This is a genomic window from Ensifer sp. EB106-05-01-XG146 (genome assembly GCF_058791875.1).
In genome coordinates, this window is sequence record NZ_JBYTDX010000002.1 from 895361 (window position 1) to 920905 (window position 25545).

The 25545-nt window shown below is 62.5% G+C and carries 26 protein-coding genes; 11 read left to right on the forward strand and 15 right to left on the reverse strand.

The genetic code is table 11. From position 1 onward, the window contains the following. Nucleotides 1-45: 45 nt before the first annotated feature. The 3 genes from AC3WVQ_RS24195 to AC3WVQ_RS24205 form a co-directional block, all read right to left on the reverse strand. Nucleotides 46-1020 carry an ABC transporter permease gene (locus AC3WVQ_RS24195; RefSeq protein ID WP_134887846.1) on the reverse strand — a complete coding sequence of 325 codons (975 nt, stop codon included), beginning with the start codon at nt 1018-1020 and terminating at the stop codon, nt 46-48. Between the two features lie 371 nt (nt 1021-1391). Then, nucleotides 1392-2084 carry an alpha/beta fold hydrolase gene (locus AC3WVQ_RS24200; RefSeq protein ID WP_210337640.1) on the reverse strand — a complete coding sequence of 231 codons (693 nt, stop codon included), beginning with the start codon at nt 2082-2084 and terminating at the stop codon, nt 1392-1394. 151 nt (nt 2085-2235) lie between these two features. Further along, on the reverse strand, nt 2236-2700 hold the full coding sequence (locus AC3WVQ_RS24205; protein WP_492383062.1) for an alpha/beta hydrolase fold domain-containing protein: 465 nt from the start codon (nt 2698-2700) through the stop codon (nt 2236-2238). Between the two features lie 344 nt (nt 2701-3044). Between AC3WVQ_RS24205 and AC3WVQ_RS24210 the strand changes: the two genes are divergently transcribed. The 3 genes from AC3WVQ_RS24210 (at nt 3045) to AC3WVQ_RS24220 (ending at nt 5058) form a co-directional block, all read left to right on the forward strand. After that, nucleotides 3045-3485 carry a carboxymuconolactone decarboxylase family protein gene (locus tag AC3WVQ_RS24210; protein ID WP_210338678.1) on the forward strand — a complete coding sequence of 147 codons (441 nt, stop codon included), beginning with the start codon at nt 3045-3047 and terminating at the stop codon, nt 3483-3485. Then, nucleotides 3482-3841 carry an Atu4866 domain-containing protein gene (locus AC3WVQ_RS24215; RefSeq protein ID WP_180316589.1) on the forward strand — a complete coding sequence of 120 codons (360 nt, stop codon included), beginning with the start codon at nt 3482-3484 and terminating at the stop codon, nt 3839-3841. Before AC3WVQ_RS24210 ends, AC3WVQ_RS24215 begins: the two co-directional genes overlap by 4 nt. Nucleotides 3842-4158: 317 nt before the next feature. Then, nucleotides 4159-5058 carry a LysR family transcriptional regulator gene (locus AC3WVQ_RS24220; RefSeq protein WP_492383063.1) on the forward strand — a complete coding sequence of 300 codons (900 nt, stop codon included), beginning with the start codon at nt 4159-4161 and terminating at the stop codon, nt 5056-5058. A 15-nt stretch (nt 5059-5073) separates the two neighbouring features. On the opposite strand, the gene AC3WVQ_RS24225 is transcribed toward AC3WVQ_RS24220, so the two are convergent. Continuing rightward, a complete protein-coding gene (locus AC3WVQ_RS24225; protein ID WP_134887838.1) occupies nt 5074-5976 on the reverse strand; it encodes a LysR family transcriptional regulator in 903 nt (300 codons plus the stop codon). Nucleotides 5977-6089: 113 nt separating this feature from the next. Here AC3WVQ_RS24225 and AC3WVQ_RS24230 point away from each other — a divergent pair, with 113 nt between their 5' ends. The 5 genes from AC3WVQ_RS24230 to AC3WVQ_RS24250 all read left to right on the forward strand — a co-directional run bounded on the left by AC3WVQ_RS24230 (nt 6090) and on the right by AC3WVQ_RS24250 (nt 11072). Then, on the forward strand, nt 6090-6827 hold the full coding sequence (locus AC3WVQ_RS24230) for an SDR family oxidoreductase (RefSeq protein ID WP_034790416.1): 738 nt from the start codon (nt 6090-6092) through the stop codon (nt 6825-6827). Nucleotides 6828-7058: 231 nt separating this feature from the next. Then, nucleotides 7059-7340 (forward strand): DoxX family protein, encoded by a 282-nt coding sequence (locus AC3WVQ_RS24235; RefSeq protein WP_060610703.1) that lies wholly within the window; start codon nt 7059-7061, stop codon nt 7338-7340. Nucleotides 7341-7677: 337 nt separating this feature from the next. Further along, nucleotides 7678-8838, forward strand: a complete 1161-nt coding sequence (locus tag AC3WVQ_RS24240; protein WP_492383064.1) for an MFS transporter — start codon at nt 7678-7680, stop codon at nt 8836-8838. A gap of 265 nt (nt 8839-9103) precedes the next feature. Beyond that, nucleotides 9104-10309 carry an MFS transporter gene (locus AC3WVQ_RS24245; protein WP_492383065.1) on the forward strand — a complete coding sequence of 402 codons (1206 nt, stop codon included), beginning with the start codon at nt 9104-9106 and terminating at the stop codon, nt 10307-10309. 124 nt (nt 10310-10433) lie between these two features. Further along, complete coding sequence (locus tag AC3WVQ_RS24250; protein ID WP_492383066.1) at nt 10434-11072, forward strand: LysE family translocator; 639 nt, start codon at nt 10434-10436, stop codon at nt 11070-11072. 64 nt (nt 11073-11136) lie between these two features. Here the strand turns inward: AC3WVQ_RS24250 and AC3WVQ_RS24255 are convergent, their stop codons facing one another. Next, entirely contained in the window at nt 11137-11622 is a 486-nt protein-coding gene (locus AC3WVQ_RS24255) for a hypothetical protein (RefSeq protein ID WP_492383067.1), read from the reverse strand. 141 nt (nt 11623-11763) lie between these two features. On the opposite strand from AC3WVQ_RS24255, the gene AC3WVQ_RS24260 reads away from it, so the two are divergent. After that, nucleotides 11764-12357, forward strand: a complete 594-nt coding sequence (locus AC3WVQ_RS24260; RefSeq protein ID WP_060610676.1) for a TetR/AcrR family transcriptional regulator — start codon at nt 11764-11766, stop codon at nt 12355-12357. Between the two features lie 73 nt (nt 12358-12430). On the opposite strand, the gene AC3WVQ_RS24265 is transcribed toward AC3WVQ_RS24260, so the two are convergent. The 10 genes from AC3WVQ_RS24265 to tauA all read right to left on the reverse strand — a co-directional run bounded on the left by AC3WVQ_RS24265 (nt 12431) and on the right by tauA (nt 21592). Further along, a complete protein-coding gene (locus AC3WVQ_RS24265) occupies nt 12431-12592 on the reverse strand; it encodes a hypothetical protein (protein ID WP_492383068.1) in 162 nt (53 codons plus the stop codon). 30 nt (nt 12593-12622) lie between these two features. Continuing rightward, entirely contained in the window at nt 12623-12895 is a 273-nt protein-coding gene (locus AC3WVQ_RS24270; RefSeq protein WP_492383069.1) for a hypothetical protein, read from the reverse strand. 125 nt (nt 12896-13020) lie between these two features. Further along, nucleotides 13021-14022, reverse strand: a complete 1002-nt coding sequence (gene pta / locus AC3WVQ_RS24275; RefSeq protein ID WP_492383070.1) for a phosphate acetyltransferase — start codon at nt 14020-14022, stop codon at nt 13021-13023. Beyond that, nucleotides 14022-15059 (reverse strand): YeiH family protein, encoded by a 1038-nt coding sequence (locus AC3WVQ_RS24280; RefSeq protein ID WP_492383071.1) that lies wholly within the window; start codon nt 15057-15059, stop codon nt 14022-14024. Before AC3WVQ_RS24280 ends, pta begins: the two co-directional genes overlap by 1 nt. Before the next feature lie 72 nt (nt 15060-15131). After that, on the reverse strand, nt 15132-16907 hold the full coding sequence (xsc, locus tag AC3WVQ_RS24285) for a sulfoacetaldehyde acetyltransferase (RefSeq protein ID WP_034790425.1): 1776 nt from the start codon (nt 16905-16907) through the stop codon (nt 15132-15134). 34 nt (nt 16908-16941) lie between these two features. Continuing rightward, nucleotides 16942-18342, reverse strand: a complete 1401-nt coding sequence (locus AC3WVQ_RS24290) for an NAD(P)/FAD-dependent oxidoreductase (protein ID WP_034790426.1) — start codon at nt 18340-18342, stop codon at nt 16942-16944. Between the two features lie 18 nt (nt 18343-18360). Further along, a complete protein-coding gene (locus tag AC3WVQ_RS24295; protein WP_090297417.1) occupies nt 18361-18741 on the reverse strand; it encodes a nuclear transport factor 2 family protein in 381 nt (126 codons plus the stop codon). Between the two features lie 117 nt (nt 18742-18858). Further along, nucleotides 18859-19686, reverse strand: a complete 828-nt coding sequence (locus AC3WVQ_RS24300; RefSeq protein WP_034790428.1) for an ABC transporter permease subunit — start codon at nt 19684-19686, stop codon at nt 18859-18861. Then, nucleotides 19679-20491 carry a taurine ABC transporter ATP-binding protein gene (locus AC3WVQ_RS24305; RefSeq protein ID WP_492383072.1) on the reverse strand — a complete coding sequence of 271 codons (813 nt, stop codon included), beginning with the start codon at nt 20489-20491 and terminating at the stop codon, nt 19679-19681. The genes AC3WVQ_RS24300 and AC3WVQ_RS24305 overlap by 8 nt, the downstream gene beginning before the upstream one ends. Before the next feature lie 84 nt (nt 20492-20575). Further along, nucleotides 20576-21592, reverse strand: coding sequence for a taurine ABC transporter substrate-binding protein (gene tauA, locus AC3WVQ_RS24310; RefSeq protein ID WP_034790430.1), 1017 nt, complete (start codon nt 21590-21592; stop codon nt 20576-20578). A gap of 144 nt (nt 21593-21736) precedes the next feature. Between tauA and pdxR the strand changes: the two genes are divergently transcribed. After that, the gene (pdxR, locus tag AC3WVQ_RS24315; protein ID WP_060521160.1) at nt 21737-23233 is read left to right on the forward strand and encodes a MocR-like pyridoxine biosynthesis transcription factor PdxR; all 1497 of its coding nucleotides are present in this window, start codon (nt 21737-21739) and stop codon (nt 23231-23233) included. Nucleotides 23234-23951: 718 nt separating this feature from the next. After that, nucleotides 23952-25511 carry an ABC transporter substrate-binding protein gene (locus AC3WVQ_RS24320; protein ID WP_034790432.1) on the forward strand — a complete coding sequence of 520 codons (1560 nt, stop codon included), beginning with the start codon at nt 23952-23954 and terminating at the stop codon, nt 25509-25511. Nucleotides 25512-25545: the final 34 nt, after the last annotated feature.

Genomic DNA, 25545 nt, shown 5'->3' on the forward strand with positions numbered 1-25545 from the left:
GCTGTGGCGCGCGAAGGCTCGCGCCCGGCCCTGGCGGAAACGGGGTTAGCTGCGGGCCGCCCTGAACCAGGCTTTGAAGTCGAAGCCGGAGGTGGCGATGAAAACGAGCAGAAGAACGCCCCAGGCGAGGTCTCGGAAGAAGTTCGAGATGTTCATGAAGTTGAAGAGGCTGGAGAGCATCTGCAGCGACGTTGCCGAAAGCACGACGCAGATGACTCGCCCATAGCCGCCCTCGGGGCGAACCCCGGCCATGACGGCGATCAGGATCGCGATGAGGACATAGGAGGTGCCGTAGTCCCACTTCACGCTCGAGGTGCGCGCGGCAATGACGATGCCGGCAACCGACGCCAATAGCCCACAAACCGTATAGGTCAGGAACAGGATGCGCTTTTCCGGGATGCCCGCGTAGCGCGCGGCCTTGGCATTGTTGCCGAGCAGAAGCAGACGTTGGCCGAAGGGCGTGAAACGCAGGATGGCGCCGATCGCGAGCGCGACGACCAGGAACAGAGCGAAGCATTGGGGCACGCTCAGGATCGTGGCATTACCGAAATCGTCGAGCGGCTCGACATAGCCGATGCTGAGCGCCGAACCATTGGTGAGAACGATCGCCAGGCCGGTAAAGAGCAATTGCGTGCCGAGCGTGGCGATGATCGGCGTCAATCCAACCTTCGCGATCAGGAAACCGTTCAGCATGCCGCCGACAAGGCCGATGCCAAGGGCTACGCCGAACAGGCTCCAGGTGAAGAGAAGCGGAGCCTCGTCGGCGGAAATCACGTCGCGCAGAAAGAAGTAGGCGGCAACGCCCGAGAGATTGGCAAGCGCGATGCCGGAAAGGTCGATGCCCCCGTTGCCGGACATCATGGCCAGCATGACGCCAAGGGCGAGGAAACCCAGTTCGGGGACCTGCGACGCCATGGACTGGAAGTTATAGAGCTCGACGAAACTCGCGCCGACGAGTACCGCACCGGCGACAATGGCGGCAACGTTCACAGTGGCGAGAAAGCCGAGCTGCCGATCCATCTGAAAAGCCACGATGTCCCCTCCCATGCTGGCATCTGTGCAGACGGAAATGCTTCCCGGTTCTTCGGCCTCAGGCTCCTGTCTCCCCTGAAACCAACCGATAACCGACGTCCTCTGTACATTTCTGACATTTGCCAGTCATCGGTGTGTTTTGTCAACAGCGTTCTTCTAGCTGTCCTGTAACCGAAGTGGAGGGTGAGCGGAAATGCCGGGTTGCTATCCTTCTCCTCCGTGGAACGTCCTGCTTGGCGAGACTGCCAAAGCGTCCTCAGCCCAAGCGTGACACCCGCCGGATTTGGAACGGCCAGGGCTGCAAACGGCAAGAATTGGGTGACAACGGGAGGCGAACGGTGGAGTTTGGCTCGGGCGCGTTACGCTTCGGCCTTCTGTTGAGCGAGCCATTCCCGAATGATGGTGGCGAGGCGTTGCGGCGCTTCCATCGGGACCATGTGGCCAGTGTCGGCGACGACCTCGAAGCTTGAGCCGACGAGCCCATTGTGAAGCTCCAGCGTTTCGGCGCGCGACCTCAACCGATCCTCTTCGCCGGCAATGACCAGGCTTGGGCACTGGATCGACGCCAGAGCGTCCCGTTCGTCCCTCCGCTCGATGAGAGCTTGTCGGCGAAAGGCGTCGCCTCCCATTCGATGGCCTGCCACCTGGATGCGATCGAGGATATCGGTCCGCCCCGCATTGTCGGGGTGCAGGGACGAGAGGATAGCCGATCGGCTGAGCCCCTTGAATGCCGTGCCAGCGGCCTGCCCGGCGACGACAGCCTTTCGCTGGCGCTCGACGTCGCTGTCGCCGCGCGCGGACGTGGCAATGAGGATCAGTGCGGTCACCCGGTCGGGCGCCTGCCGGACGATTTCCCGGGCGACGTAGCCTCCCATGGAGAAACCGGTGAGTATGAAGCGATCCGGGGCATCCATCAGCGTGCGACGGGCCATGGCTTCGATCGAGCCGTCTTGCGACAGGTCGGCATAGGTCGCGGGACCGTACTCGCCGAGTGCGGGAACCACATCGCGCCAGAGATCGGCGTCGAGCATGAAGCCCGGAACAAAGAGCATTGCCACAGTCGCCACCTCCCCGCACACCTGCTCGTAGATTGACCCTATCGGAAGAAATGGCGGCGGTCGTCAAGCGAGATGCCGCCTTCGGGCGGAAAGCCTCTTGCGCCCTGGCAGTCATGCGGCGCGAACCGTGCAGTGCGCCTGCCCCTTAGTCGACTTCCAAAGATCGGCTCAGCGCCGATTTCCAGCCGGCGATGAAATCCGCCGAGATGCGCGCCTGCGGTACCATCGTGTCGAAGCCGTGATAGGCGCCGGGAACCACGGACATTTCGACCGGCAAGCCGGCCTCGACGAGACGGGAAGCGAAATGTATCGACTCCTGTGCGAACAGGTCGAGTGTGCCAACGCCGATCCAGGTGGATGGCAGGCCAGCAAGATCGACGGCGCGTGCCGGAGCCGCCTCCGCCGGTGGTTCCGCCATCAGCGGCTTGCGACCGAGCAGGGAAGTCCAGCCAAAAGCATTCGACTGCGCGTTCCAGATGAAGGTTCCGACGTGAGCCGGTGGCAAGCGCAACACAGTGCGGTCGTCGAGCATTGGATAACGCAACAAGTGGAACCGGATCGGCCACTCGCCGCGGTCACGTGCCCGGAGCGAGACGGCAGCGGCAACCACCGAACAGTATTCCGACTGGTTAGCCAGATTTACCAGTATGGATCGAAATCGGCGTCTTATCGTTCCAATCTTCCCCGCCTACCTTTTGCGTCGACACTGCAACGCAAGACGGAGGAGGAACTGGACAGGGCCCGCTGACTTTCGGCGCTCCGAATGACAGCGCCTCCCCCAAATTCAGCAGACGCGGATAGGACGCGCGCTTGTCGCGCCCTCCCCGGCATCGAACAGCCGGAGGAATGGCGACGTTCGCGATCGTCTGACGTCCCAACAGACAATCTATCGAGGAGAGAAACGTGCTTGATCGCATTCAATCGCAATTCGCAGCCGCAGGTGCGGCGGTTTTCCTGGGTCTTTCGCCGGAGGTCGCCTTCGCCCAATCCCTGGAGGAGCGTCGCGAACGAGGCGCCGCCGTCATCCGGACCCTCAACAATGGCGTGACGCAGCCCAACCTGGAACGGATGCGGCAGGAGTTTCCCTTCCTTGCCGATGCGACCGAGGCCTATGCCCTTGGCGACGTCTGGGCTCGCCCGGGTCTCGACAACCGGACGCGGCAACTGGCGGCGGTCGCCGCCTTCGCTGCGATGGGCCTGACGGAGCTGATGAATGTCCATGCCGGATACGCGCTCAACATCGGTGTTTCCGAGGATGAGCTCAAGGAAATCATCTACATGGTAACTGTTCCGGCCGGATTTCCCCGCGCCATTGCTGCCTCGCAATCCTTGTCGCAGCTCTTTGCCGAACGGGCCGAAGCGGGCAAGGACAAGCCTGCGGGAGAGCAGCCATGAACAATCTCCCCAAGCTTGCCGCCGCCACCCTTGTTGCCGGTCTCGCATCTCTCGACGCGCCCATCTCCCGTCAAGCCGTCGCGGAGGACGTCATGAGCAGCGAGGCTCAAAGCAAGCAAGCAGATCATCCCTATGTCGGCATGTGGGTGACCGAGGACGGGCGGATCCGCCAGGAGCTGTTGCCGAACGGCCGTTATGACGAGGCGCGCGGAAACCGAAAGAGCGCCTATCAGGGGCGCTACGAAGTGACCGGCAACCAGATCGACTACTGGGATGACACCGGCTTTACGGCCGATGGCGAGTTCATGGATGACGTGCTGCACCATGGCGGCATGGTGTTTTACCGCGAAAGGTGACTGCGGAAGGGGAGCACGTGAAGACCGTCGTTACGGGATCGCCCCGATCCTTTGATGCCAACGATGGTTGCCGCGTGTCTCCCGCCCCGCCTCTGCAGCCGAATGTCCATTGCGGCTGCAGAGGCGGGGCGGGAGGCGGGGAAGAAGTGAAGGCTCTGCCGGGCTCTTGCGATCAGGGCAAGCCTTCTGGAGGCGATCACAGGCGCGGTAGAACTCGCGGTGACATTCTTTGATGCCTTGAAGGTTGTCGATCGGCGGGCCATGATTGCATCATCACTCTGCCCAATCACACCGACACTGGTAAGTTGAGCCGTCCAATGGCCGTCGATCTTAATGCCATCTCCGTCTTCATGGCCGTCGCCGAGGCGCGGAGTTTTCGCGCGGCTGCCGAGCATCTGGGCGTTACCCGATCGGCCGTAAGCCAGTCTCTGCGGCGGCTGGAAGATCGGCTCGGCGTTGCACTCGTGCAGCGGACGACACGCAGCGTCAGCCTTACGGAGGCTGGCGCGCAACTTTACCTGCGCGTTGCCCCGGCCCTCGCGGAGGTCGGCCTGGCCCTGGACGCCACAGCCGACCGGGACATGGCCCCAACCGGGCTGTTGCGGCTGGCGGTGTCCTCGATCGCCGAAAGGTTTATATCAGGGGCGCTGCTCGCAAGCTTTGCCGAGGCCTACCCCACGATCCAGATCGATGTGACCGTCACGGACGAGGAGTTCGACATCGTGGCCCAAGGCTATGATGTCGGGGTGCGGCTCGGCGAAGTCATCGAGCAGGACATGATCGCAGTCCCGGTATCGGCCGAGCAACGCCAGACCGCTGTCGCGGCGCCATCCTATATCGAACGCTTCGGCAAGCCTTTGCAGCCATCGGACCTCGCGCTGCACCGCTGCATCGGCTGGCGTCCGGCGCCTCAAACTGCACCTTATCGCTGGGAGTTCGGCAAGGATGGGCGCGAGTTCGACGTGGCGGTGAACCCGCAGATCACCACCAACGACATGTCGCTGATGATCCGGACCGCCTGCGCCGGGGGCGGCATAACCTTCGGCATGGAGGAAACCTTCAGACCCTATGTTTCCGCGGGACAACTGGTGCCGCTTCTCGAGGACTATTTCCCGCCGTTCGCGGGCTTTTATCTCTACTTTCCCAATCGACGGAACCTTGCGCCGAAGCTGCGCGCGCTCATCGAGCATGTGCGGTGGCGGCCCAACGCCGGATAGAGCGATCCGAAGCAGCTAAGCGACGATCTCGCGTACGAAGTCAAGAAAGGCGCAGAGTTTTGCAGGCATCAGGTCCGAGCGGCGATAATAGGCATGGAGCGGAAAGGTTTCTTCTGACCAGTCCGGCAGGATCTGGATCAAACCGCCGTCCGACAATTCGTCCCTGACATAGAGCTCGAGCAATTGCGCGATCCCCGCGCCGCTGCGGCAGGCGGCAATCAGCGAGCCCGTGTCATTGACCATGACCCGGCCGGTCGCCGCGAACGGTACGGCTTCGCCACGGCTCTGAAACTCCCAGGCGAAGGGGCGCCCGGTCGCCGGGTCGCGGATGAGGACGCACTGGTGCCCGTGCGAAAGATCGGCTGGCACATGCGGTCTGCCATATTTCTTTAGGTATTGCGCCGACGCACAGGTGAACACACGCGTTTCCAGCAGCAGTTCCGTATGCATAGAATAGGCGCCAGGCTCGCCGAAGCGTACGGCAACGTCCGTCCCCTCGCCGACAAAATCGCCGATCGAGTCACGCACGAAGATCTCGACCGACAGTTCCGGATAGCGTTCGAGAAAGTCATTGATCCTCGGGGCGAGCACGAAGTGCCCGAAGGTCCCATCGACATTGATCCGCAGCTTGCCACGCACGTGCGTTTTGGTGCCGCCGGCCATGATCGCGGCCTCCTCGATTGCCGAAAGAAGTGGCGCGACGAGTTCATAAAAGCGCCGCCCCTCGTCCGTCAGCGAGATTGCCCGGGCGCTTCGATTGAAAATACGTATGCCGACGCGCTCCTCCAATCGGGCCACTGCGCGGCTGACCGCAGGCTGAGTCAACCCCATTGCTTCACCGGCCCGGGCAAAGCTGCCGGCCTCGACGACTGCTGAAAGCACTCCGATCCCGCTGAGCAAGCGCGCATCAAACGTCATGACAACTCATACTTTCAGTAATTTATCTCCTGCGAATTATGCATTTTTTCTTCTCTCATGCCAGGCGTATCCTCCTCGCGATCAATAGACGGAACACATGAAAGGCTTGGCACATGAGCAACAGCAACAAGGTCGCGCTGGTTACCGGAGCGTCGCGGGGCATTGGGGCGGAAATCGCCAGGCGCCTCGCCGGTGACGGCTTCAAGATTGTCGTGAACTATGCGGGACGCACTGAGGCGGCCAAGGCGGTCGCGGACGAAATCATCGGCGGCGGTGGCGACGCACGCGTCATTCAAGCGGATGTCAGCGACGCCGGCGCGGTTGCCGCGATGTTCGACACGGCCACGCAAGCCTTCGGCGGGGTGGACGTCGTCGTCAACAGCGCCGGCATCATGAAGCTTGCACCGATTGCCGACGTCACCGACGACGTCGTCGACGATACCATCGCGATAAACCTGAAGGGCGCGTTCAACGTCTGCCGCGAGGCGGCGAAACGACTGCGCAACGACGGCCGGATCATCAACGTCTCGTCGAGCGTGATTGGAATGCGCCTGCCGACCTATGGCATCTACATTGCCACCAAGGCGGCGGTCGAAGGACTGACCCAGGTGCTGGCGCAAGAGATGCGTGGCCGCGGAATTCGCGTGAACGCGATCGCCCCCGGGCCTGTTGCGACGGAGCTGTTCCTGAGCGGAAAGAGCCCTGAACTGCTGTTCCGCATGGCAAAGATGAACCCCCTCGAACGGCTCGCTGAACCCGAGGATATCGCCCGTGTCGTCTCGTTCCTCGCCGGACCGGAAGGCGCGTGGATCAATGGCCAGGTCATCCGGGCAAACGGCGGCATGTGCTGAGCCGCACGCATCTCCTCACAACGAATGCTCATTCATGGAAGGAACTTCCCGTGACACAGGCTACCACGCATGCGAATGCCATGGTTCTGCCGGATCTGGGAGCAGCACCGGACTTTATCTGATCTTCAACCTCACCGCGGCCTTTGTCGCATTACTTGATGCTGAGGATCACAACGGGTGAAGTCGTGAGCTGGTTCGGCTGGGAAAAGCTCTTCAACGGCGACATGCCCCGTGACATCGAGCTTTTCCAGAGTCGGGGCCTCGATCCGGCCGCTCGCCTATCTGACTATCGCCTTGGAGCTTTTCGGCGGTATCGCAATTGCGCTCGGGCTTCTGACGCGCGCCCTCGCCTTCATGCTCTTCATCCAGATGATCGTCATTCTGGTTGTGGTGATGATCCCGCGCGGCACGGGCTTTCAGCTTTCGACGGTATGGATCGGCGTCTTTGCCTATCTCAGCGCCCATGGGATCGGACGCTGGGCGCTGGACCGGCCGATTGACCGGCAGGTCTGAGCGTTCCACCGCAGATCATGTGAGGCCAGGGTCTGCCTTGACCACGAGCGCCTGAATGGGCCGGTCGCGCGATAGCGCGGCTGGCCACCCGGCGGTTCGTTTCGGATACCGATCGGGAAGAACTGTTGTGTTCCCTAAACCTCTTTGCTAGAGGTTCCTTGTCGTATTCAGCTTAGGCGAGCATTCATTCGCATCGCCATGACCCGAACCGTCGGGGTCCGCAGCGCCGACACTCTCCCCCCAAAAAAAACGCTTCGATCCTTCCGGCGCCACGAACGGGCTAGACGTCTTCGCGCGCCGGTTCTCTCCTGCTTCTCAAGCTCAAGGACGATAATCCGTGCCCTCACGCTTCATTTTGCCCACCCTCGCGCTTGCCGTTTTCTTTGTCGGCGCGACCGAGTTCATGCTGTCGGCGATGCTTTCGCCCCTGGCCGTGGCCTTTGAGACGACGCCGGCGCAGGCCGCATGGCTCGTCAGCAGCTACGCGCTATCCTATGCCGTGGCCGCACCGATCTTCGGCTACCTTTCCGATCGCATAGACCGTCGCCGACTTCTGCTCGTGTCGCTGGTTCTGTTCTCGATTGACGGCCTCGCGCTGACGATCGCGCCGAGCTTCGGGGCAGCGATCGTCCTGCGGGTCTTCGGCGGCCTGGCGTCGGCGGCTCTGATTCCGACGGCCTTTGCCCTGGTGGCACACATCATCCCCGCGCACCGACAATCCGCCGCGATGGGAGCGGTGATGATAGGCATGACATCAGGCATCGTCTCGGGCCCGGTCATCGCCGGCGTCCTGACGGAGGCATTCGATTGGCGAACGCCTTTCCTGGTGACTGCCGCCGGCTGCCTCACGACAGTTGCCATAGCCCGGAGTGCGATTCCTGCCCGGGCGGGAAATCCCCCAGTGCCGAAGATGGGGCGCCCTGTCTGGCTCGGCCGTGGCAATTTGATCCGCCCCCTGGCCGCGAAAGGCCTTTGGAACGGAACGGCTGTCGCCGGTTTCCTTCTTGCCGGCGAGGTCCTGCGGCTTCGTTATGACCTCGGCGTTGCGGCCACCGGCGTCTCCATCTCGGCTTTCGGTCTGGGACTCTTGCTTGGCAACCTCGGCGTCGGCCGAGCCGCACGGTTGTTTTGCGGTGACAATCGCACGCTGATCGTTGCGCTGTTCCTCCTGAGTGCGGCGGTCGGCGGCTTCATGCTCAACCCCCTGTCGTTCACGGGGGACCTCGTTTTCCTGACGGCATGGGGCTTTGCCTTGGGGCTCGCCGCACCGACGAGCACCGCCATTCTTGCGAGCCTGGCCGGAGAGGAAAAAGGTCAGGTGCTTTCGCTTTCGGAAAGCCTCAACAACCTGACGATCCTGGCCGTGCTGCCGCTTGCTGCGATGCAGCTCGACGCGACTGGTGCAACTGGAGCGGCGCTGGTCCTTGCCGTATTCCTCGCGATCGGTGTTTTCCTCGCGATCGCGGACCTTGCCACCCGAAAGCCGACAGCGCCGTGAGACCTGTCTCGCGGGGGAAGGCCTGAGTCGGGGCGAACGAGGCGGCGGGGCAAGAACCGCGCCTTGCCGGCAAGCTCCGGGGCGTCCTCAGAGGAAGGTTGGCCAAGAAAGTGCCCGTGCGAGCCTAACCTCCCGCCCCGACAGCTCATTTTTTCGCGCGCAGCGTCATCCGGTGGTTGCCCGCCTATCGGAGGATGCATAAGCTCCCCGCCGCGCGGCATCGCCGCAGGCCGTTTCACGGCATCCTGGAGTCTAGAAATCAACCATGACAGTCGCCATCCCTGCCGTGACACGCCCGAAGACGCATCTGGCCGTCCTGGTCGTTCTCGGGGTCACCCATCTCCTCAACGACCTCATGCAGTCGCTGATCCCGGCCGCCTATCCGATCCTGAAGGACGCCTATGCGCTCGACTTCGTGCAGATCGGCATGATCACCATGACCTTCCAGATTGCCGGGTCTCTGCTGCAGCCGGCGATCGGCATGGTCACGGACAAACACCCCGCCCCCTATTCGCCAGTCGTCGGGATGATGTTCACGCTCTCGGGCCTGGTCAGCCTCGCCCTTGCCGATAGCTATTCCATGATCCTTGTCTCTGTCGCGCTGATCGGCATCGGGTCTTCCATTTTCCACCCGGAAGCCACGCGCATGGCGCGCTATGCCGCCGGCGGCCGGCAGGGATTGGCGCAGGGACTGTTTCAGGTCGGCGGCCAGGCAGGCGGCGCACTCGGTCCGGTTTTTGCCGCGGTGATCATCGTTCCCTGGGGGCAGCCGAGCCTCGCCTGGTTCGCCGCCCTGGCGTTGCTGGCAATGGTGCTTCTCGCGTGGATCGGCGGCAAGCAGCGGGAGATCAGCGCCGCATTCATGGCGCTGCGGGCGGACAGCAAGAAGGCGGGCAGCATCCGCCACGCGCCGGCGACGATTGGCGCCGCTCTGGTGGTCCTGACGCTGCTGATGTTCACCAAGAACGCCTATGGCGAAAGTTTCCGCTCGTTCTACACCTTCTACCTCATGGAGAAGTTCGGCCTCTCCATCCCTTCCGCACAGATGATGTTGTTCATCTTCCTGCTTGCCTCGGCCGCAGGCGCCCTGATCGGAGGGATTGTCGGCGATCGCATCGGACGCTACCGGATCATCTGGATCTCGGTTCTGGGGCCGCTTCCCCTGACGCTGATCCTGCCACATGCCGATCTGTTTTGGACCGGCGTGCTGACGGTGCTGATCAACCTGATCATGGCAAGCGCCTTCGCATCGATCCTGATCTACGCCATCGAGCTGTTGCCGAACCGCATCGGGCTTATCGGCGGGCTGTTCTACGGCTTGAACTTCGGTCTCGGCGGCATCGCGGCAGCGATTCTCGGGATACTGGCCGATAGTTACGGCGTCGAAACGGTCTATTATATCTGCTCGTTCCTTCCGCTTGCGGGGCTTCTCGCGTGGTTCCTCCCGAAGATCGAGGAAGGTCATTCTTGACGAACGTCTCCCGCTCTCTCGACGGAGAGGGCGGGAGAGGACATGCCCGATTGTGGGATGACGCAACGCGTTTCATACTCGCCCTGCGTCGGCGGCAGCAGCGTTCTAAAGAGAGGATAGTGACATGCATGAACTTGCAATTCTTGCCTCCATCCTGGGCGTCTTCCTGCTTGGAGCCATGAGCCCCGGGCCGAGCTTCATCGTGGTGTCGCGGATCGCGATCGCACGGTCCCGCGCCGATGGATTGATGGCAGCGGCCGGCATGGGCATTGGCGGCTTTTTCTTCGCCTGTATTGCGGTCGCCGGCCTGACGGCGATCCTTCTTCAGGTTGAATGGCTCAACATCCTCCTGAGGCTCGCCGGTGGCGCCTATCTCGTCTGGATCGGCATAAGCATCTGGCGGGCCGCACCGCAGAAGATAATGATTGCCGAGACACCCGCCGACCAGCCGAGCACGCTCTGGAAATCCCTGCTGCGGGGGCTCTTCGTTCAGATCTCGAACCCGAAGACGGCGATCTTCTACGCCTCGATGTTCGCCGCGCTGTTGCCGTCGCCGGCGCCTACCTGGATGCTTCTCGCCCTGCCCCCGCTGCTCTTCATCAACGAGTTCGCGTGGTACGCAATCGTCGCCCTCGGCTTTTCCTCCCACGGCCCGCGGGTCGTCTACCTGCGCTCCAAGACCTGGATCGACCGCGCCGCCGGCGCCGTGGTGGGCGCACTCGGGCTGAAGCTGATGACGGATAGCGCACGAACAATCGCCTGACGGCGCTTGTTCGCAGTGTTGCCTTATCCGAACGACCGGCGCGGCCGCCGGCACCTAAATCCGATCACCGGGCGGGCGGCCGCAACAGAGCGATCGTATTCAGCGCAGTGATGATGGCGAGCGGGAACTGGGCGATCCCCGTCAATTCAAAGAGCAAATTATCCGGCAACCGGTACACGGGCTCGGGAAACAGGGACCGTGCTGCATCTGTTCCGAAGCCGAAATAGGCGGCGTTCTTGACCACATGGTTCCAGCCTCCCTCGTAGATGCCGATCATTGCGACCGGAAAGGCGAGCACGACAAGGGCGGCCAGCCAGGTCGCGACACGTCCAGCTGTGGTCCCGCTCCTCGACCGGCCAACGAACAGGGCGGCCACAATGACTATTGCCGCCGGCACGGCCAACTGGACGATATGGAGACGCCACAGTGTTTCATAGATGTAGGCGCCATAGGCGTGATGCAGGCTCGTCAGGGTGAGCAGGAAAAGCGCGCAGGCACCCGCTTTTCGAAATGGGGAAGAGAGAGGGGACGTTGCAGAAAGCGCAACCATGGCTGTTCCTCGATGTTGACTAGACGACATTCGGCTAGCACGATCCGGAACACGGTGTTCGGAAAAGTTGCGAAACAGAAGGGCGCCTCGTGTACCGAATGGGACTGCAACGCGCGCTCGTTCGGAAAAAGGAGAACAAACTTGCCGATCGATCGACGCGTGGCCCGAACGCGCACGGCGCTCTATGAAGCACTTCTCGCCTTGATACGCCGCAAGCACTACGAACTGATCACCGTCGAAGACATCCTGACCGAGGCGAATATCGGGCGGTCGACGTTCTATGCGCACTTCACGTCGAAAGACGACCTTCTGAAACGCAGTCTGGAGCGTCTGCGCGATCTGCTGGTGACTGCAAAAGACAAGACGATCTCATCGCCACGCGAGCGGGAGCGAGAAGAGGCGTGGGATCCCAGCCGCGCCTTGTTCGAGCATGTCGCCGAACACGCGGACATCCAGGTCGCACTTGCCGGCGGACGCGGAGGTGGCATCGTTCGCGATGCGGTTGACGAGGTGCTTGCGGAGGTCCTTCGCCAGTCGCTCCCCGCAACGATGCATGCCGCTCTTCCGCGTGACCTCGTGATCCGTCACATGGTCTCCACGTTCAACGCCGTTCTGCGCTGGTGGCTGGAGGAGCGACCGGAAATGCCTCCTCGGGAAGTCGACGCTGCGTTCCGAAAACTTGTACTTGATGGCCTGCCGCCGGAGACATGCCGGCCCTTCATCATGACGTCGTGACCGACAGCCTGCGCGGCAACCGAGCTTTGCTCCGCCGCGAACACGAAGGATTCGCTGCGAGAAGATCGTGCGCCTAGTTGGCGCACAGCATTCGGGCGTCGAAAGCGCTTTGCTCTTTGTTAAAGCGCACTGCGATGGCCTTCTTCAAACCAACCGGGTGCACTTGAAGCACGCCGTCGGCCTGGCCGGTTTCGGCAGGCGTCTCGATCTGCCGATAATTCACGAGGCCGGGCACGAGATCTACCTGCTCGACATAGCCCGGTACTTAGAAGCTATAGACGATGTCCGTCGAGACGAGTTCGAGGTTCACCACCGCGCCGACGGGAAGCGTGAACCGAGCGCCAACGGCGCATTGGACGGTGGGATCATCTTCGAGACGTTGGCCTGGCTTGCGGTATTCGAGCGTGAGCGCCCCCTTATCCGCCCTCAATAGGATCGTGAGATCGTCGACCGACGACGCGGCCTCCTCTGCTGTTGCCATACCCGACGATACGAAGGCCATGGTAAGAAAGAAGATGATCCTTGACGCCCAAGTCATTGTTCGGTCTCTCCTTTAGATCGGCAGTCGATAGACCGCCGATGGTCCAATTCGACCCAAAGGTGATAGCTTTGCCAGGCTCAACCGGCAAGGCGGTTCGCTGTCACTTGCGCCACTTAGCCGGTCTACTTCCTGCCCGACGCCTGAACAACTGTGACGGCGATCATGTGGAAGACGTCGTCGGCGTTGCAGCCGCGCGAGAGATCGTTGGCAGGCTTCGCAAGTCCCTGCAGGATCGGGCCGATGGCGGTGGCGCCGCCGATGCGCTGGGCAATCTTGTAGCCGATGTTTGCCGCGTCGAGGTTGGGGAAGACAAAGACATTGGCCTCGCCATGCAGCGCCGATTGCGGCGCCTTTGCCGCGCTGACGGCCTCGACAAAAGCGGTGTCGAATTGCAACTCCCCGTCGATCACCAATCCCGGCGCTGAGGCATGGGCCAGGCGCGTCGCCTCCACCACCTTCGAAACGCGCTCATGCGCGGCACTGCCGGCCGTCGAGAACGAGAGCATCGCCACCTTCGCCGGTTTGCCGGAGAGCGCCTCGTAGGAGCGTGCCGAGGTCACGGCGATATCGGCAAGGCCGGTGGCGTCAGGATCCACAACCAACCCGCAATCGGCGAAAACGAAGGCGCCCTTCTTTTCGTGGTGCGGCGCGCAGAGCATCATCAGGAAGAAGCTCGACACCAGTCCGACATCCGGTGCCCGGCCGATGGTCTGGAGTGCGGCGCGCACGGTATCGGCGGTGGTGGCGACAGCGCCCCCGACCGTTCCGTCTGCCTGATCCTCGCGGACCATCATGGCCGCAAAGACAAGAGGCGAGCGTACGGCTGCTGCCGCGGCCGCTTCGTCGACACCCTTGCTACGACGGAGATCGTGGTAGGCAACGGCAAGGTGCTCAGTCAGCGCAGACGAAGTCGGATCCTCGATGCGGATTTCGTCTGGTGCGCCGCCGGCGGCGTGCAACTCCTCCGCGACGATTTTCCTGTCGCCGACGAGCGTGATCTTGGCGATACCGGCGCGCACGGCGCGCAAGGCGCCTTCGACGATGCGTGGGTCTTCGCCCTCGGCGAGCACGATATGGCGCGGGGCGGCTTTAGCGGCCTCGATAATGCGATCGAGCGGTTTCATCAGGCGTGCCCCAGATAGTGAATGCCGACGAGGATGAAGAGAGCGATGAAGACGGTTTCGGCGACGATCAGCGCGACGGCGTCGCCACCGACATCGAGCACGCGGCGAAGCGACGTGCGCATGCCGACGGCGACGATGCCGGCAAGCAGCGCCCAGCGCGACGTTTCCATGCCGGCCTTGGCCACCAGTTCCGGCACGAAACCGAAGGAATTCAGCGCTGCAAAGATCAGGAAGGCGACGACGAAGCCGGGCAAGAGCGGCGGGCGCTTACCGGTCTCGCCCTCAGGCTGCGGTACTTTGCGCAGTGACAGCGAAAAGATGAGCACGACCGGCGCCAGCATGGTGACGCGGATCAGCTTGACGAGCGTCGCCGTTTCGCCCGCCTCCGGCGAGACCGAGAAGCCTGCGCCGACGACCTGCGCGACGTCATGGATGGTGCCACCGAAGAAGATGCCCGTGGCGCGCACGTCGAGCCCCATGGTCTGGGCGAGGATCGGATAGGCAATCATCGCAAGTGTCGAGAGCACGGTGACCGAAAGCACGGTGAAGATCAGGTTGCGCTCGGAGAACTCGTTCTTGGGAAGAACGGCTGCGATCGCCATCGCTGCAGACGCTCCGCAGATTGCGACCGAACCGCTGGTGATAAGCGCCAGCCGCCAGCCACGCCCGAGAAGCTTTGCGGCAAGCAGGCCGAAGCCGATGGTCGCGGCGATGGCTGAGATGAGGAGCAGGATCGTGCTTGCGCCAAGCCCGATGAGGAGGTCGACGCTGATGCGCATGCCGAGCAGCGCCACACCGATGCGCAGCACCTTCTTGGCACAGAAATCGATGCCGGCGACGCAACGCCCTTCCTCGGACAGAAAGTGAAAGGCGATGCCGAGCAGGAGCGCCATGAGCATGGCCGGCGCGCCGTAGTGGTCGGAAAGGAATTGGGCAGCGACGGCCACCGCCGCGGTAACGGCAAAGCCAGGCCAGTAGGCCGCAAAGCCGGAGGGCACGCTTCGGAAGCGTTCGTGGACGGAGGCGACGAAGGTCATGGTTCTGTTCCGGTCATCTGCGGGAGGCTTCGCCCCGCCCGGGTACCGGGCGGGGCTTGACGTAATCGAGGATCAGGCCCGCTTCTGGGGACGCATGTCGGCGCGATCGATACCGGCAACGGGCACCGGCTTCTTCATCGCGTCTCGGCGGAAGGGTTCGCCGAGCTCCTGGTTGAGGATGACTTCGATGAAGGTTGTCACGCCCTTCTTCTGGTCGGCGATCGCAGTGGACAGGGCTTCGGTGAGAGCTGCGGTCGTGTTGACCGCCACGCCCTTCAGGCCGCAGCCTTCCGCCACCTTGGCGTAGGAGAGGTTGGGGTTGAGCTCCGTGCCGACGAAGTTGTTGGCGTACCAGAGCGTCGTGTTGCGCTTTTCGGCACCCCATTGGTAGTTGCGGAAGATCACCATCGTTATCGCCGGCCATCCCTCGCGGCCGATCGAGCCCATCTCGTTCATCGAGATGCCGAAGGCACCGTCACCGGCAAAACCGACCACTGGCACATCAGGGCAACCGATCTTGGCGCCGACGATCGACGGGAAACCGTAGCCGCAGGGGCCGAACATGCCCGGCGCCAGATATTTGCGGCCCGCTTCGAAGGTCGGATAGGCATTGCCGATCGCGCAGTTGTTGCCGATGTCGGTGGAGATGATCGCTTCCTTCGGCAGGGCCGCCTGGATCGCACGCCAGGCCTGGCGCGGTGACATGCGGTTCGGCTCGCGCGAGCGTGCGCTTTCGTTCCATTCCGTGCCCGGATCATCGTCCTCGTGATCCATCGAGGAGAGTTGCTGCTGCCAGGCCGAGCGGGTCTGGTGGATCGCGGCCTTGCGCTCCTCGCGGCCGGCATCGCCGGCAGACGGCGAGAGCAGCTCCAGGATCTGGCGGGCGACCTGCTTGGCATCGCCGCAGATGCCGACCGACACCTTCTTGGTAAGCCCGATCCGGTCGGCGTTGATGTCGACCTGGATGATCGAGGCGTTCTTCGGCCAGTAGTCGATGCCGTAGCCCGGAAGCGTCGAGAACGGATTGAGCCTCGTGCCGAGCGCCAAGACAACATCGGCCTTGGAGATCAGCTCCATCGCAGCCTTCGAGCCGTTGTAGCCGAGCGGGCCGACCGACAGGCGATGGCTCCCCGGGAAGGCGTCATTGTGCTGGTAGCCGCAGCAGACTGGCGCGTCGAGACGCTCGGCGAGCTTCATGGAATCGGAGATGGCATTGCCGATGACGACGCCGGCGCCGTTGAGAATGACCGGGAATTTTGCCTCGGACAAAAGCTTGGCCGCTTCGGCAATCGCCTGCGGGCCACCAGCCGGGCGCTCGAAGCGAACGATCGCCGGCAAGTCGACGTCAATCACCTGCGTCCAGTAGTCGCGCGGAATGTTGATCTGCGCCGGCGCACAGCCGCGCCAGGCCTTTTCGATCACCCGGTTGAGGACTTCAGGGATACGCGAGGGATCGCGTACTTCTTCCTGGTAGCAGACCATCTCCTCGAACATCGCCATCTGGTCGACTTCCTGGAAACCGCCCTGCCCGATCGTCTTGTTGGCCGCCTGCGGCGTGACCATCAGAAGCGGCGTGTGGTTCCAGTAGGCGGTCTTGATCGCGGTGATGAAGCCGGTGACGCCGGGGCCGTTCTGGCCGATCGCAACCGACATCGTGCCCGTGGCGCGGCTGAAGCCGTCGGCCATCATGCCGGCATTGGTCTCATGGGCGCAGTCCCAGAATTTGATGCCGGCCTTCGGGAACAGGTCCGACACCGGCATCATGGCCGAGCCGATGATGCCGAAGGCATGTTCGAGGCCATGCATCTGAAGAACTTTGACGAAGGCTTCCTCGGTGGTCATTTTCATGGGGTGGTTCCTTTCCTGGTATTATTTCAGAGAGTTAGAGGATCTCGTCACGGAGGTAGTACCAGCGGTACATTCCCCATTGGCCGAGCCGTCGGAACGGCGTCAGAAGCCCGTGGCCCGGCAGAGGCGAAGTGAAGATGGGAAGGTCGAGGCCGCCGCCTTTGCCGGCGACCATCTGGGCCATGCGACGGCCGGCCTGGGCGGAATACATCACGCCGTTGCCGCCATAGCCCATGGCGTAGAACAGCCTCTGGCTCCGGTCCGGCTGGAAGATGCGCGGCATCATGTCGTGGCTGACATCCACCCACCCCCACCAGGAGTAGTCGATGTCGATGCCGCGGAGTGCCGGGAACTTGCGGTAGAGACCGGCAAGCAGAAGCTCGAGATGCTTCGGATTGCTCGCGTCGCGTCCGGTGATGGCGCTGCGGCTGCCGATCTGCACCCGGCCATCCGGCAGCATGCGATAGTAGTGACGCAGCGTCCGCGTATCAGTGAGCGGGATGCGCGCCTTGAAGTTCAGCGCCTTCTGCTCGCTTTCCGTCAGCGGCCGAGTGACGATCGAGTTCGACAGGATAGGCATCAGTCGGTGGCGGGTGAGCGCGTTCATGCCGGGTGACGTGTAGCCGGCCGTCGCAATGCAGACGGCACGCGCCCGCACCGTTCCGCCAGGCGTCGTCAGGTAATGCATGCCGCCCTTGGCGGTGCAATCAAGCACCGGGCTCGACGTATGCACCTTTGCCCCCAGCTTGCGGGCAAGCCTGAGGTAGCCGAAGGCGAGCTTGGCGGCATGGATGCCCATGCCATCGGGCTCATACATCGCCCCGCGGGCTTCCTCGTCGCGAACGAAATCGCGGTGGATCTCGTCGCGCGAGACCATGCGGGCGCGATAGCCGAAGGTATCGTTGAGAACGCGAACCTCGCTTTGCAGCGCTGGCAGCATCTTGTCGCGGTGGGCGATATAGAGATGGCCGCCATCCTGCGGATCGCAGTCGATTTCGGGCTCGCGGACGAGAGAGCGAAAGAGGTCGAATCCCTCGGAAATCTCCGCATGCATCTTGCGGGCAACGTCCACGCCCCAGCGGGCGATCCATTGCGAGCGCTTCAGGCGGCCGGCAGAAATCTGTGCCTGCCCGCCGTTGCGGGTGCTGCAGCCCCAGGCGACGCCATTGGCCTCCAGAACCGCTGCTTTGATGCCGTGCTCGCGCGCCAGATGAATGGCGCAGGAGAGACCGGTATAGCCGGACCCGATGATCGCAACATCGACATCGATATCGCCCGTGATCGGACCGTCGTCCTCCGGTTCGGGACCGGCGGTGCCGATCCAGTAGGTCGGCGCATAGTCCTTGCCCGTGCCGGGGCTGCGGGCATGGTTGGGGTCATAGGCCGGGTCAAACGGCTCTCTTTCAGGCTTCAAGGGTGTGGCGCGCAGTTGCATGGCTCTAGCTCCAGGCCATCAGTAGCGGGGTTGCAGGACCGGGCGGTTCTTGCGGAACGCCTGCTTGCGCACGATCTTGCCGTTGCGGAAGGTGAAGAGGTCGCAGCCTTCTGCCTCGATGCGGCTGCCGTCGGCAGCCGTGCCGGAGAAGGTCCACTCGGACACGCCGCGATCGCCTTCGACGAAGTGGCTGTGGTTGCCCCATTCGGCGTCCGGCATCGATTTCCAGACGCCGCTGAAGGCATCTGCGATCGGACCGGTACCGACGAAACGGTTGCCGTAGACCTCCGGGCCGCCGACGGCGTTGAATACGCAATCTTCGGCGAAGAAGTGCATGACCCCGTCGATGTCATGCCGGTTGAAGGCATCGAACAAGGTTTTGAGATCGGTTGCCGTCAGTGTCATGGTCCTGTCCTTTGTCTTGGTCGTAAGGCATGGCTTCGCCGGAGACGGGAAAGGCCGTCTTCAAAAGGCCGCCAGGCCGTATTCAGTTGAAGTGTCGGAGGTGGTCGCCGGTTAGAGGCGGCCCTTCCAGGGGATCAGCGCCTTTTCGAGGTAGCGGATCAGAAGATCGAAGGCGAAGGCGAAGATGCCGATGATGAAGATGCCCATGATCACCGTGTCGCTTTCGAGGTTTTCGGCGGCATTCAAAACCATGAAGCCGAGGCCTCGGTTGGCCGCCACCATTTCGGCGGCAACCAGGGTGGTCCAGCCGACGCCGATGCCGATGCGCATGCCGGTGAAGATCTCCGGCAAGGCGGCCTTCATGATCACCTGACTGATGACCTGCCCGCGGGTGGCGCCCATCGCATAGGCAGCGTGGATCTGTTCCGTCGAGACCGAACGCACCCCTGCCCTTGCGGCAATTGCCATCGGCGCAAAGATCGCCAGATAGATCAGGAACACCTTCGGGAACTCACCGATGCCGAGCCAGATGATGACGAGCGGCAGGTAGGCGAGCGGCGGCAACGGCCGGTAGAATTCGATGATCGGATCGAACAGGCCGCGCACGAAGCGATTGACGCCCATGAGCACGCCAATCGGCACGGCGGTCAGCAGCGCCAGCAGGAAGGCGCCGAACACGCGGCCGATACTGGCAAGCGTGTGCTGCATCAGCGTCGAGTTCGAAACACCGTCGGTCATCGCCAGCATGAACTTGTCCCAGACCGCCAGCGGCGACGGCAGGAACAGCGGCTTGACCCAGCCGCCTTCGGTCACGAGGAACCAGAGAGCGACGATGACGACCGTCGTCGAAAAGCTGATGAGGCCGCTGCTGCCTTCACCGGGCGCGCCGAAGATCTTGCCGGCCTTTACGGGCTTGGCGCGTGTCACTCTGTCAAGCATGGGCCACCTCCGGGTTGCCGGACGCACGTTCGTCGCCATAAATGATGCCGAGCACTTCTTCGCGCATGCGGATGAATTCCGGGCTGGATTTGATTGCGCGCGCATTGCCCTCGGCGTGGAACCGCTTGTTGAAGTTGAGCTCGTAGGTGTGGGTGATGCGGCCCGGGCGCGGCGACATGACGATCAGCCGCGAGCCGAGGAACAACGCTTCTTCCACACTGTGGGTGATGAAGAAGAACATCTTGTTGGTGAGTTGCCAGACCTTGAGCAACAGTTCCTGGATGGTCTCGCGTGTCAGCGCGTCGAGTGCTGCCATCGGTTCGTCCATCAGCAGCATCGCGGGATCGCAGGTCAGCGCCCTTGCGATGCCAACACGTTGCTGCATGCCGCCTGAGAGGTGATAGATCATGTGGCGGTGGAAATCCTGAAGGCCGACCAGAGCTAGGTTCTTGGTGGCAAGATCCCGCCGGGTCGCCTTGTCGACGCCGCGCAGCTTGAGGCCGAACTCGGTATTCTCGATGACGTTCAGCCACGGCAGAAGCGCGTGCTTCTGGAAGACGACGCCGCGCTCGGCGCCAGGTCCGTTGACCTGGTGGTTGCCAAGGGTGATGTCGCCTTCCGACGGGGCCATGAAGCCCGCCATCAGGTTGAGCAGCGTCGTCTTTCCGCAGCCCGATGCGCCCAGCGCAACGACGAAGTCTCCGCTGTTGATGGTAAGGTTGACGCCTTTTAAGGCGATGATTGCCTGGTCCGAATAGAGGCCCGGGTAGGTCAGACTGATGTTTCTGACGCTCAATGTTTCCATGAGAAATGCCTCCCTGCACCTCGGTCACGGTCTATGGTGGTGCGCCGGCCGCTCCTCAACGGCCGGGGCAATCGACAGATTAGCCTATTGTGCGGCCGCCTTGGCAAAGTCGGCGTTCACATAAGGCGCGTAGTCGTCGAGCGACTGGCTGATCTGCTTCTGCTCGACGAGGAACTTGGCGCTTTCGGTCAGTGCACGCGTGGCGCCGCCGCCGAGCCAGACCTCGGAGGCCTGCTCATCCGCATTCGGGAACGAAAGCAGGCGCAAGGCTTCGACGGTGCTCGGGCCATCGCCGCCGATCAGCTTGACGATGCCTTCCACTTGTGGCGACTCCTCCGTCCACGCCGCCTTGTTGGCGTTGTAGTCGGCATAAGCGTCCGCCAGAACCTTGGTGAAGGCTTCCATCAGCTTCGGGTTCTCCGAGGCCCAGGCCTTGTCGACCACCAGCCCGTCGAAGGTCGGCACGCTAGCCGCGCCAATCACCTCGGAATCCGAGATCGTCTTGCCGGTCTTCTGGATTTCTGAGAGCGCCGGCGGCCAGACATAGGCCGCGTCTATATCGCCACGCTGCCAGGCGGCAACGATCTGCGGCGGCTTCAGGTTGAGGATTTCCACCTCGCGCGGATCGACGTTCCAGACCTTGTTCATACCGACCAGCAAGTGAAAATGCGACGTCGAGACGAAAGGCACGGCGACCTTCTTGCCCTTGAGATCGGCCGGCGTCTCGATGCCCGAGCCCTCGCGGGCGACCAGCGCTTCCGACTGACCGATATTGTCGAGGATCCAGAAGAGCTGCAGTTCGACGCCGCGCGTCGCGGCAGCCGCAGTACCTGTCGAACCGAGAACGCCGATCGGCACGTCACCGGAGGCAAGCGCCGTAGTGATGTCGCCGGCCGAGCTGAATTGGCGCCAGTCGATCGAATAGCCGGCCTCCTTGGCGGCTGCATCGAAGCGGCCATCGGCGATCGCAGCCACGAACGGGCCAACGATCTGCTGATAGCCGACGACGAGTTTCGTTTCGGCATAAGCGACGCCGGATGCGGCCAGGCTCGCGACAATGCTGGCGGCTGCGGCCAGTCGTCTGAAATGTCCATGTAGCATTTGTCTTCCTCCTCTTTGTTTATTCGCTGACCGTTTCTCCGGTCTTGCTGATGACGATAAGGCCGAGATCCGGCTTGCGTTATATCCAGTCTGGAAGTTGAATAGATCCAGTTTAGCGCCGTCGGGGGAGCAGGCGTCGTGCAGATGAACGTTTCCGAAACCATTTTTTTCATCGATCGCGACAGTGGGATCGGCCTGCAGGCGCAGTTGCGCGAGACGGTCGTTTCGGCCGTGCTCGCCGGAAGGGTGCAGCCGCGCGCGCATCTGCCATCCAGCCGCAAGCTCGCCGACTATCTGCGAATATCGCGCATCACGGTGACACTCGCCTATCAGGAACTGATCAACCAGGGCTATGTCGAGGCGGTCAACCGCAGCTCCTATCGCATCTCCGGCAATCCGCCGGGCATGGATGTGGAAGGGGAGCGCCCATCCGCCGGCTCCAATCCGATCGACTGGAGCCGCAAGATCAAGATGAGCTTTGGCGTCGTGCGCCAGGTCGCCAAGCCGCTGGACTGGCGGCGCTATCCATTCCCCTTCCTCTATGGCCAGATGGACCCAACACTGTTCGATCTCAATGCCTGGCGCGACTGTGCCCGCCGGGCTCTGGCGCGAGAGGATTTCGTGCTGATGGCGAGCGACTTTGCCGCGGCCGACGATGTGCGGCTGGTCAACTACATCTGCTCGCGCACGCTGCCGCGCCGGGGCATCCACGCCACGCCGGACGAAATCCTCGTCACCGTCGGCGCGCAGAATGCGCTCTGGATCGTGACCCGTCTGATCCTGGAGAAGGGCTCCGCCGCCGTCTGCGAAAACCCCTGCCATCCCGATATCAGCGCCTCGCTGCTGTTGAGCGGCGCCGACGTCACCACCGTCGATGTCGATGTCGAGGGCCTGTCACCGGATGCCTTGCCGGAAAACGTCGATGCCGTCTTCGTGACCCCGAGCCACCACTCGCCGACCGGCGCGACTATGCCAGTGGATCGGCGTACGCAACTGCTGCAGGCTGCGGAAGAACGGGATTTCGTCATCGTCGAGGACGATTACGAGTTCGAGATCAGCTACCTCGCTCCGCCTTCCCCGGCGCTGAAGGCGCTCGATCCGTCAGGCCGGGTGCTCTACATCGGCAGCTTCTCGAAATCGCTTTTTCCCGGGCTTCGGCTCGGCTACCTCGTGGCGCCAGCCCCCTTCATTCGCGAGGCGCGTGCGCTTCGCTCGCTGATGTTGCGCCACCCGCCCGGACACCTTCAGCGCACCGCAGCCTATTTCCTGGCGCTCGGCCATTATGACGCCGTGCTCCACCGGATGCGGACCGAATATCACAAGCGCCACGTAATCATGGCCGAGTCACTGCGTAGGGCGAACCTGAAAGTCGCAGGCTCCTCGACCTTCGGCGGCACGTCCTTCTGGATGGAGGGACCGGAAGGGCTCGATGCCGACCGGCTGGTCAGCGAATTGCGGCAGGACGGCGTGCTGGTCGAATCCGGCTCGCCCTTCTTCCCCAGAAGCGACCAGCCCTGCCGCTACTTCCGGATGGGATATTCGTCCATTCCAAGCACAAGCATTGCCGAGGGCGTCGCCCGGGTTCGCGCCCGCATCGACAGTCTTTGCGGCGGCAGCGAGCAGGCCTCCGTGGCGAAGTGACAGGTTGACCGCTTGTGGCTTTCCCTATCGAGCTGGCCGTAGCGTACCTTGGGCTAAGGCGTCCTCTCCATTGCCCACAATGTTGCTCGCGCCTGTGCAGATCAATCGGTCATTTGGATTGTCGCTATAATCGTATTCAAGATTGTCGACAAAGACGTTGACAAATACTTTTGGCGTGCGATGGTTTCGCTTAGCAGCAACGAGCTAGGGAGGAGCAGGTTGATGCAAGGGCTCCAGAAGACCGCGTACTCGCACGACTTTTCGCAATGCCGCACGTACGAGCCCGCACCGCCGGGCCGGCTCGCCTGACATCTCCTCATTCGATCGCCATTGCGGCGTCCAACCACCGACCTCGGGTTTCTGAACCGCCTCCATGAAGCGGCGCAGAGATATGCCCCTGTTCGAGTTGATGCTTGGCGTTGGCCATCGAATGACCGCCGATCGACAACGGGACTTGGTGCTTCAAGCATCGCCAGGAGGCTTTCGCTTGGGTGCATCGCCGTCCAGGAACGCCAGTTGATCAAGATTCCCGCATAGGCCGCCGAAGGTCTTTGCGGTGATCGACACGACCGAGAAGGTCATGCCGCGCAACAGCAGATCACGCCACTGGCCGCCCCTGTCGGGCGGCGAGATGGACGGCCTGTGAGCCGTCCTTGCCTCTTAAATAGAAGCTCCCCGTTCAAGGGGGCCGGTGACCTCAACAAAGGAGAACAGCAGAATGCTCAAGAAACTGATCCTCGCAGCCGCCATGTCGACGGCGCTTTCCGCGGCTGCTCACGCGGAGACGCTCAAATGGGGCTCTTCGCGCGATATCTACTCGCTCGACCCTTATTCCTATGGCGACAGCTACACGCTGTCTTTCCTCAATCACGTCTATGAAGGGCTCGTGCGCTTTGACGCCGACCTGAAGATCGAGCCGGCCCTGGCGACCTCCTGGGAAACGGTATCGGACACGGTCTGGCGGTTCCATCTGCGCGAGGACGTCAAGTTCCACAATGGCGCTGATTTCACGGCCGATGACGTGATCGCCTCGCTGACGCGGGTCAGCGATCCGGCATCTCCGCTGCGGGGCAACCTCCCGGCATACAAGTCGGCGAAGAAGGTCGACGACCGCACTGTCGATATCGAACTGACCGGCCCCTATCCGCTGCTCTTGAACGACCTGACGAACATCCACATTTTCGACGCCACGTGGCTCGCCGACAACAATTCGCTGAAGCCGACGGATGTCGGCAAGAAGATAGAAGGCTACGCTACCTACCACACCAACGGCACGGGTCCGTTCAAGCTCGAGAGCCGCACGCCCGACAGCAAGACCGTTCTGGTCAAGAACGGCGAGTGGTGGGACCCGGCGAAGTCCAACATCGATCGCATCGAGTTTACGCCGATTGTCTCAGCCGCGACACGCGTGGCGGCACTGTTGTCAGGCGAGATCGACTTCACTGAGAATGCGCCGGCGCAGGATCTTCCGCGCCTTGTCGCGCAGCCGGACCTGAAGGTGATGGAGCGCACCGACCTTCGCACCATCATGATGGGCTTCAACCGCAAACCGAAACTGGCCGACGGCGTCGACAACAAGTTCAACGACCTGCGTGTCCGCCAGGCCGTCGCCCATGCGCTCGACACAGAACTCATCCAGAAGCGGGTCATGCGCGGCAAGTCGAGGACAGCGGGTGCGATCGTTGCGCCGGAAATCCCGGGATATGTCGAAGCACTGGACAAGGTCGTGCCGTACGATCCCGAACTGTCGAAAAAGCTGCTCGCCGAGGCCGGCGCAAGCGATCTCCCCTTCACGCTCGTCTGCACGAACGAGGCCTATGTCAACGAAGAGGAGCTTTGCCAGAGCATCGTCAACATGCTGAGCCGCGCCGGCTTCAAGCCGCAACTCGACATCGGCCCGACGGCGGCACAGGCGCCCAAACGCACGGGCGGTCTGTCGGATGTCTACATCATCGGCTGGGCAAACGAGCCGATGCTCGACAGCTACTCGATCCTGCTTCAGATGATCGAGACGAGGAGCGACAAGGCGGGCGTCTTCAACTGGGGCGGCTGGAGCTATCCTGATATCGACAAGCTGATCATCCAGGCATCGACCGAAATGGATCGGACCAAGCGGCTCGATCTGCAGACCAAGGCACTGCAGATGGTCAAGGACGAGATCATCATGCTGCCGCTGCACCAACAGCCAATGGCTTGGGTGATGAGCAACAAGATCGATAAGGTCGCTCAGCTCGCCGACAACAAGCCGCGCCATTGGCTCACGCATATCGCGGACTAGCCCTGTTGCGGAGCTGGAACGGCGAACGTTCCGG